Source organism: Geodermatophilus chilensis, from assembly GCF_002802985.1.
GTDB classification, from domain to species: domain Bacteria; phylum Actinomycetota; class Actinomycetes; order Mycobacteriales; family Geodermatophilaceae; genus Geodermatophilus; species Geodermatophilus chilensis.
In genome coordinates this window covers 1-6101 of the sequence record NZ_NVPT01000236.1, presented here as the reverse complement: position 1 = coordinate 6101, position 6101 = coordinate 1, and the positions used below count along the sequence as shown (strand labels likewise).

Sequence of the window (6101 nt, the reverse complement as noted above, 5' to 3'; positions counted from 1 at the left end):
TATGTGTAGAGGTTAGAGAGAGTGTCGTCACGGACGTAGGTGGACTGTAGTTGACTGTGTGTGTGTACGGGAGCGGAGAACACCACGGTCACCACGGAGGGCGTCGCCGGCGGCGTCAGGTTTGTATAAGAGACAGCACCCTGCCCCGCACTGTGGGCAGAGGGAGAGGTCCGTCGGAGGAGCAACCGGCCACCCCGGGCGTTCAGCCCTCCGCGACCTCGGCGGCCTCCAGCCAGTCGGTCTCGACCTGCTCCTTCTCGGCGAGCACCGCGCGCAACCGCTCGTCGAGCTCCAGCACACGTGCGTGGTCGGTGGCGGCGGCGGCGAGCTCGCCGTGCAGCCGCTCCTCCTCGGCGGTGAGCTTCTCCAGCCGCCGCTCCAGCCGGGCGGCCTCCTTGCGGGCGGCCCGCACCTCCCCGGCCGCGCGGGCCGGGGCCGCGGGAGCCGCCGGCGCGGGCGCGGCCGCGGCAGCCGAGGGCAGCGCCGCCTCCCCCGCCGCCCGGCGGGCCAGGTACTCCTCCACGCCGCCGGGCAGGGCCGCCAGCGAGCCGTCGCCCATGAGGGCGACCACCGAGTCGCACACCCGATCGACGAAGTACCGGTCGTGGCTGACCACCAGCACGGTGCCGGGGAAGCCGTCGAGCAGGTCTTCCAGCGCGGTGAGGGTGTCGATGTCCAGGTCGTTGGTCGGCTCGTCGAGCAGCAGCACGTTCGGCTCGGACATGAGCAGCCGCAGCATCTGCAGCCGGCGCCGCTCGCCGCCGGAGAGGTCGCCGACCGGCGTCCACTGGCGGGACGCCGGGAAGCCGAACCGCTCGGCCAGCGACGACGCGGAGATCTCCTGGTTGCCGATGCGGGCGATCCGGGCGATCTCCTGCACCGCCTCGAGCACCCGCAGCCGGGCGGGCAGCTCGGTGACGTGCTGGGACAGGTAGGCCGGCGCGACGGTCTGCCCGCGCACCACCCGACCGCGGTCGGGCTCGGTCTCCCCCACCAGCAGCCGCAGCAGCGTCGTCTTGCCGGCTCCGTTGACGCCGACGACGCCGATCCGGTCACCGGGGCCGACGTGCCAGGTGAGGTCGTCGAAGAGCGTGCGCGGCGGGGTGCCCCTCACCGGGTCGCCCGGGACGGCGTGGTCGACGTCCTCCACGTCGTAGACGGTCCTGCCGAGCCGCCGGCTGGCGAAGCCCTTCAGCGCCATCGAGTCGCGCGGCGGCGGCTCGTCCTCGATCAGCGCCTGGGCGGCCTCGATGCGGAAGCGCGGCTTGCTGGTGCGCGCGGGCGGCCCGCGGCGCAGCCAGGCCAGCTCCTTGCGGACCAGGTTGAGCCGACGCTCCTCGGTGACCGCCGCGATCCGGGCCCGCTCGGCCCGGGCGAGGGTGTAGGCTGCGTAGCCGCCCTCGTAGGCGTGCACCCGGCCGTCGGCGACCTCCCAGGTCTGGGTGCAGACCTCGTCGAGGAACCACCGGTCGTGGGTGACGACGACCAGCGCGCCGACCCGGTTCCTCACGTAGCCGGCCAGCCAGGCGACGCCCTCGACGTCGAGGTGGTTGGTCGGCTCGTCGAGCACCAGCAGGTCCAGCGGCCGGACCAGCTGCGCGGCCAGCGCCACCCGCCGCCGCTCGCCGCCGGACATCGGTGCCACCGGGGAGTCCAGTCCCAGCCGGTCGAGCTCCAGGCCGGAGAGCACGCTGCGCACGGCCGGGTCGGCGGCCCACTCGTGCTCGGCGGCGAACAGGCTCTCGGGCAGGACGACGTCGCGCACCGTCGCGCCGGGGGGCAGCGTCCCGGACTGGTCGAGGACGCCGAGGGCGAGGTCGCCGCGGCGGGTCACCCGGCCGGAGTCGGGCACCTCGCGGCCGGTGATGACGCCGAGCAGCGTGGACTTGCCGCTGCCGTTGCGCCCGACGACGCCGACCCGCTCGCCGGCGGCGATCCCCAGCGAGACGTCGTCGAGCAGGACGGTGGTGCCGTGTGCCTTGTGCACCCGCTCGAGGTTGACCAGGTTGAGGGGCGCGCTCATCGCCGCCCAGTATCCGCGCGGCCGGTCGGGGCCGGGCGGGTGACCTCGGCGGTGACGTCGTGCCCCACGTCAGCGGGCCTCCGTCACCCCCAGCCACGGCCGCAGGGCGCTGTCGGCGAGCAGCCGGCCCACCCGCGCGGACTGCTCCTGCGCCTCCTGCCAGCGCGGGTCGTCCCCGTGCCGGCGGGCGACCTCCGCGTCGACCGCGTCGGCGCGCTCGGCCCACTCCGGCGGGCTGTCCCCGAGGTCGGCGGTCGCGGTCTCCCCCAGCCGGAACCCGGCCGCGTCCAGCAGCTCCCGCAGTTCCTCCTCGGCCGGGAAGTCGTTGCCCTCGGGCAGCGGCGGGGGCAGCGGGCGGTCGGCGACGAACACCAGCAGCCCGAGCCGGCCGCCGTCCCGGAGCACCCGCCGCAGCTCGGCCAGCGCACCGGCCTTGTCCGAGGTCGTGCAGAGGACGCCGAGGCACCAGGCGGCGTCGAACGCGGCATCGGTGAACGGCAGCTCCTGCGCCACCGCGGCCACCGACGGCAGGCCGAACAGCCGGTGCGCGGCGCGCGCCGCGGCGTGCATCGGCTCGACGCAGATCGCGCGCACGCCGCGCTCGGCGGCCAGCCACCCGGCCGGCCCCCCGACACCGGCACCGTCGTCGAGCACGCGGCTGTCCGGTGTCAGCGCCAGCCGGTCGGCCAGCCAGCGCAGCGCTGCCTCCCTCCCGCTGCCACGGCACCCGGCGGGGACGGCGTGCTCGGGCCCCAGTGCCCGCACCGCCTCCTCGGTCCAGCCGGCGACGGGGCCGAACTCGGCCTCCATCGCCTCGCTCTCGAGCTCGCTCATGCGGCCTCCCTGATCTCGGCGGCGACCTCGGCCTTGACCCGGGCGCCGATGTCCTCCCCGCCGTCCGCGGCCAGGCCGGAGAGGTTGACCCCCACGATCCCGGGGACGGCCAGCAGCGCCCGGGCCTCCGCCACGGCGGCCGCGACGCCGGCCGCGCGGGGGTCCGGCGCGGCCAGCACCTCCTCGACCGTGGCGTCGTCCACCTGCAGGCCGGGAAAGCGCTGCAGCACCCGCGCCGACCGCTCGTCGGTGTAGACGGCGACCGCCGCGACGAACGGCAGCGTCGCCCCGGCGTCCCGCGCGGCGGCGACGAAGGCCGCCACCTGGGCCGGCGTGCGCACGTGGTTGAGCACGCACACCTGGGCCCCCGCCCGCTGCTTGTCCGCCACCCGCGCCGGGCGCCGGTGCACCGGTGGCGCGGCCGGCGACTCCGGGACGGCGACCGGCAGACCGGCCGCCGCGGCGAGCGCGGCGAGCCGGGTGCCGTCCAGGTCGAACACCTGGGTGACGCCGGGCCGGACGCCGGGGCCGCGGGCGTCGCCGGTCACGCACAGGACACCGTCGACGCCCACCGCGGCCAGGCCGGCCAGCTCCTGCTCGAGGACGACGCGGTTGCGGTCGCGGCAGGCCAGCGTCGTCCACGGGCGGCCACCGGCGTTGATGACCTCGGCGGCGAACAGCGTGGGCGGGAAGTCGGGCCGGTTGGCGTGCTCGCCGACCAGCAGCCCGTCGGAGACCGGGGCCAGCGCGCCCACCACCCGCTGCAGGGAGGCCGGGTCGAACGGGGCCACGGTGAGGTCGGTGAGCACGACCGGCCGGGTGCGGGCGCGGTCGAGCAGGCTGCCCGGCGGGGGCGCGACCGGCGTCGGCGTCGGCCCGTCCCAGGCGGGGGCGGGCTCGTCGAGGAACACGCAGCGGTGCTCGGCCACCTCGCACCGACCGTCGTCCCGGACGCCGCCGCACGGCCCGAAGACCATGCGCTTCGGGCAGCCCGGCCGGCGGCGGTCGTCGTCCACGGTCGGAGCCTGACCCGCGCGACCACCGACCAAACCGGCGAGATCGGCGATCTCGCACGGTCCGGGGCGCGTATCCGTGCGAGATCGGCGATCTCGCCGCTCCGGGCGACGGCCTCCGCGCCGCCGCCGGGGTCGGCATGCTGGCCGTGACCGGAACCCGAGGAGTCACCCGTGTCCGTCTCCCCGCCCATCCCGCTGGCCGAGTGGGCGACACCAAGGAGACCCTGCACCGGTTCCCGCGGATCGTCGGCAAGCTGCGGCCGGCCAACGGGCGGGTGGAGCAGCCCGCGCACGTCGACCCGGTGACCCGTGAGGTCTACTCGCACGAGGTCATCAGCGCCGGCTTCTGGTTCGGCGACGACCAGGTCCCCGAGCCGGCCTTCTCCTCCGACACCGCGCCCGAGCCGGCCGGCCTGGTTGAGGAGCCGCTGCGGCCGGCTGCGGCGCGCTGGATCGACAGCCGCGGCGCCCACCTCGCGCTGTCCCCCTACGAGGACGTGCGGACCGCGGCCGACCCGCGCGGCGTCGTGCTGGACTTCCTGGAGAGCACCTACGCCGCCGGCGCCCGCCGCGCGGGGTAGGACCTCGGCGCCCTGCGCTGTCCGACCGCACCCGAGCCCCGATGACCACGACCGTCCCCACCGTCCGGAGGCCCGCGCCATGAGCAACCTCGACCGCCGTCCGCCCGCTCGCGAGCTCGGTGGGCTGGAGGGCACCGCCGCCGGCCCGGTGCTGGACCTGCTGCCGGGCAAGGAGGTGCTGCTCGGCGAGAGCACCCGCGTGCGCCGCCTGCTGCCCACCCTCGGCCGCCGACTGGTGGGGGCGTGGGCGTTCGTCGACCACTACGGCCCCGACGACATCGCCTCCTCCCCCGGCATGCAGGTGCCGCCGCACCCGCACACCGGCCTGCAGACGGTGTCCTGGCTGCTGGAAGGCGAGGTGCACCACCGCGACTCGCTCGGCAGCGACGCCCGCATCCACCCCGGCGAGCTGGCCCTGATGACCGCGGGGCACGGCATCGCGCACTCCGAGCAGTCCCCGGCGGTGCACCCGCGGTACCTGCACGGCGCGCAGCTGTGGGTGGCGCTGCCCGAGGCCGCCCGCGACACCGCACCGGCCTTCGCGCACCACACGTCGCTGCCCGGTTTCACCTCCGACGGGCTGACCGCGACCGTGCTGATGGGGTCGTTCGGCGAGGCGACCTCGCCGGGCACCGCGCACACCCCGCTGGTCGGCGCCGACCTCGACCTGGCCGCCGGCGCCGACGTCGAGCTGCCGCTGGAGCCGGACTTCGAGTACGCCCTGCTGGCCTCGTCCGGGTCGGCCGAGGTCGAGGATGCGCCGCTGGAGGTCGGCGCGATGCTCTACCTCGGCACCGGACGGCGCTCGGTGCGGGTCCGCGCCGCGGAGGCGACCCGGCTGCTGCTGCTCGGCGGCGAGCCGTTCGAGGAGCGGATCGTCATGTGGTGGAACTTCGTGGGCCGCTCCGGCGAGGAGATCACCGAGTACGCCGAGCGGTGGAACGCCGAGGACGAGCGCTTCGGCGCCGTGGTCGGCTACGACGGCGACCGGCTGGCGGCCCCGCCGCTTCCCCCGGTGCCGCTCCGAGCCCGTGGCAGGGTGCGCTGATGGGGAAGGACCCCCTCCTGGCAGAAGGACCCCCTCCTGGGTCCCCTCGCAGGCTCGGGGACGCCCTGGAGGGGGCCGATCGACGCTCGGGGATGCCGAGGAGGGGGCCGGGCACAACAGGCCGACCGTCGGCGTTGCGGCCGGCATGACCGTCGACCAGCGCATGCTCGCCTTCGTGGCCGGCCGGCACGCCGCCGTGCTCGCCACGCTCAAGCGGGACGGACGGCCGCAGCTGTCCAACCTCTTCTACACGTGGGACGACGAGCAGCAACTGGCCCGCATCTCGGTGACCGCCGACCGCGCCAAGACCCGCAACCTGCAGGCCGACCCGCGGGCGACGCTGCACGTGACCTCGCCGGACTTCTGGACGTGGGTCGCCGTCGAGGGCACGGCCGAGCTCACCCCGGTCGCGGCCGACCCGCACGACGCCACGGTCGAGGAGCTCGTCACCTACTACCGGGCCATCAGCGGCGAGCACGACGACTGGGACGCCTACCGCGCGGCCATGATCGCCGACCGCCGTCTCGTCGTCCGGCTGCGTCCCGAGCACACCTACGGGCAGATGCGCGGCTGAAAAGGCTGTCTCTTATACACATTCT

At 75.8% G+C, this 6101-nt stretch carries 6 protein-coding genes; 3 read left to right on the top strand and 3 right to left on the bottom strand.

Going from position 1 to position 6101, the window contains the following annotated elements; translation table 11 throughout:
* Nucleotides 1-202: 202 nt before the first annotated feature.
* The 3 genes from CNO22_RS25030 to CNO22_RS29830 all read right to left on the bottom strand — a co-directional run bounded on the left by CNO22_RS25030 (nucleotide 203) and on the right by CNO22_RS29830 (nucleotide 3873).
* Nucleotides 203-2023, bottom strand: coding sequence for an ABC-F family ATP-binding cassette domain-containing protein (locus CNO22_RS25030; RefSeq protein ID WP_100501958.1), 1821 nt, complete (start codon nucleotides 2021-2023; stop codon nucleotides 203-205).
* Nucleotides 2024-2092: 69 nt separating this feature from the next.
* Complete coding sequence (locus CNO22_RS25025) at nucleotides 2093-2857, bottom strand: class I SAM-dependent methyltransferase (protein ID WP_232807336.1); 765 nt, start codon at nucleotides 2855-2857, stop codon at nucleotides 2093-2095.
* The gene (locus CNO22_RS29830; RefSeq protein ID WP_269799635.1) at nucleotides 2854-3873 is read right to left on the bottom strand and encodes a methylenetetrahydrofolate reductase C-terminal domain-containing protein; all 1020 of its coding nucleotides are present in this window, start codon (nucleotides 3871-3873) and stop codon (nucleotides 2854-2856) included. The genes CNO22_RS25025 and CNO22_RS29830 overlap by 4 nt, the downstream gene beginning before the upstream one ends.
* A 203-nt stretch (nucleotides 3874-4076) precedes the next feature.
* Here CNO22_RS29830 and CNO22_RS25015 point away from each other — a divergent pair, with 203 nt between their 5' ends.
* From CNO22_RS25015 to CNO22_RS25005, 3 genes are all read left to right on the top strand, one after another.
* Nucleotides 4077-4454 carry a DUF5996 family protein gene (locus CNO22_RS25015; RefSeq protein ID WP_198588582.1) on the top strand — a complete coding sequence of 126 codons (378 nt, stop codon included), beginning with the start codon at nucleotides 4077-4079 and terminating at the stop codon, nucleotides 4452-4454.
* A 79-nt stretch (nucleotides 4455-4533) separates the two neighbouring features.
* The gene (locus tag CNO22_RS25010) at nucleotides 4534-5502 is read left to right on the top strand and encodes a pirin family protein (protein ID WP_100501957.1); all 969 of its coding nucleotides are present in this window, start codon (nucleotides 4534-4536) and stop codon (nucleotides 5500-5502) included.
* 145 nt (nucleotides 5503-5647) lie between these two features.
* The gene (locus CNO22_RS25005) at nucleotides 5648-6076 is read left to right on the top strand and encodes a PPOX class F420-dependent oxidoreductase (RefSeq protein ID WP_100501956.1); all 429 of its coding nucleotides are present in this window, start codon (nucleotides 5648-5650) and stop codon (nucleotides 6074-6076) included.
* Nucleotides 6077-6101: the final 25 nt, after the last annotated feature.

Coding starts and splice junctions, on each gene's coding strand:
- CNO22_RS25005 (WP_100501956.1), top strand. CDS start 5,648: ATGACCGTCGACCAGCGCATGCTCGCCTTCGTGGCCGGCCGGCACGCC.
- CNO22_RS25025 (WP_232807336.1), bottom strand. CDS start 2,857: ATGAGCGAGCTCGAGAGCGAGGCGATGGAGGCCGAGTTCGGCCCCGTC.
- CNO22_RS25030 (WP_100501958.1), bottom strand. CDS start 2,023: ATGAGCGCGCCCCTCAACCTGGTCAACCTCGAGCGGGTGCACAAGGCA.
- CNO22_RS25010 (WP_100501957.1), top strand. CDS start 4,534: ATGAGCAACCTCGACCGCCGTCCGCCCGCTCGCGAGCTCGGTGGGCTG.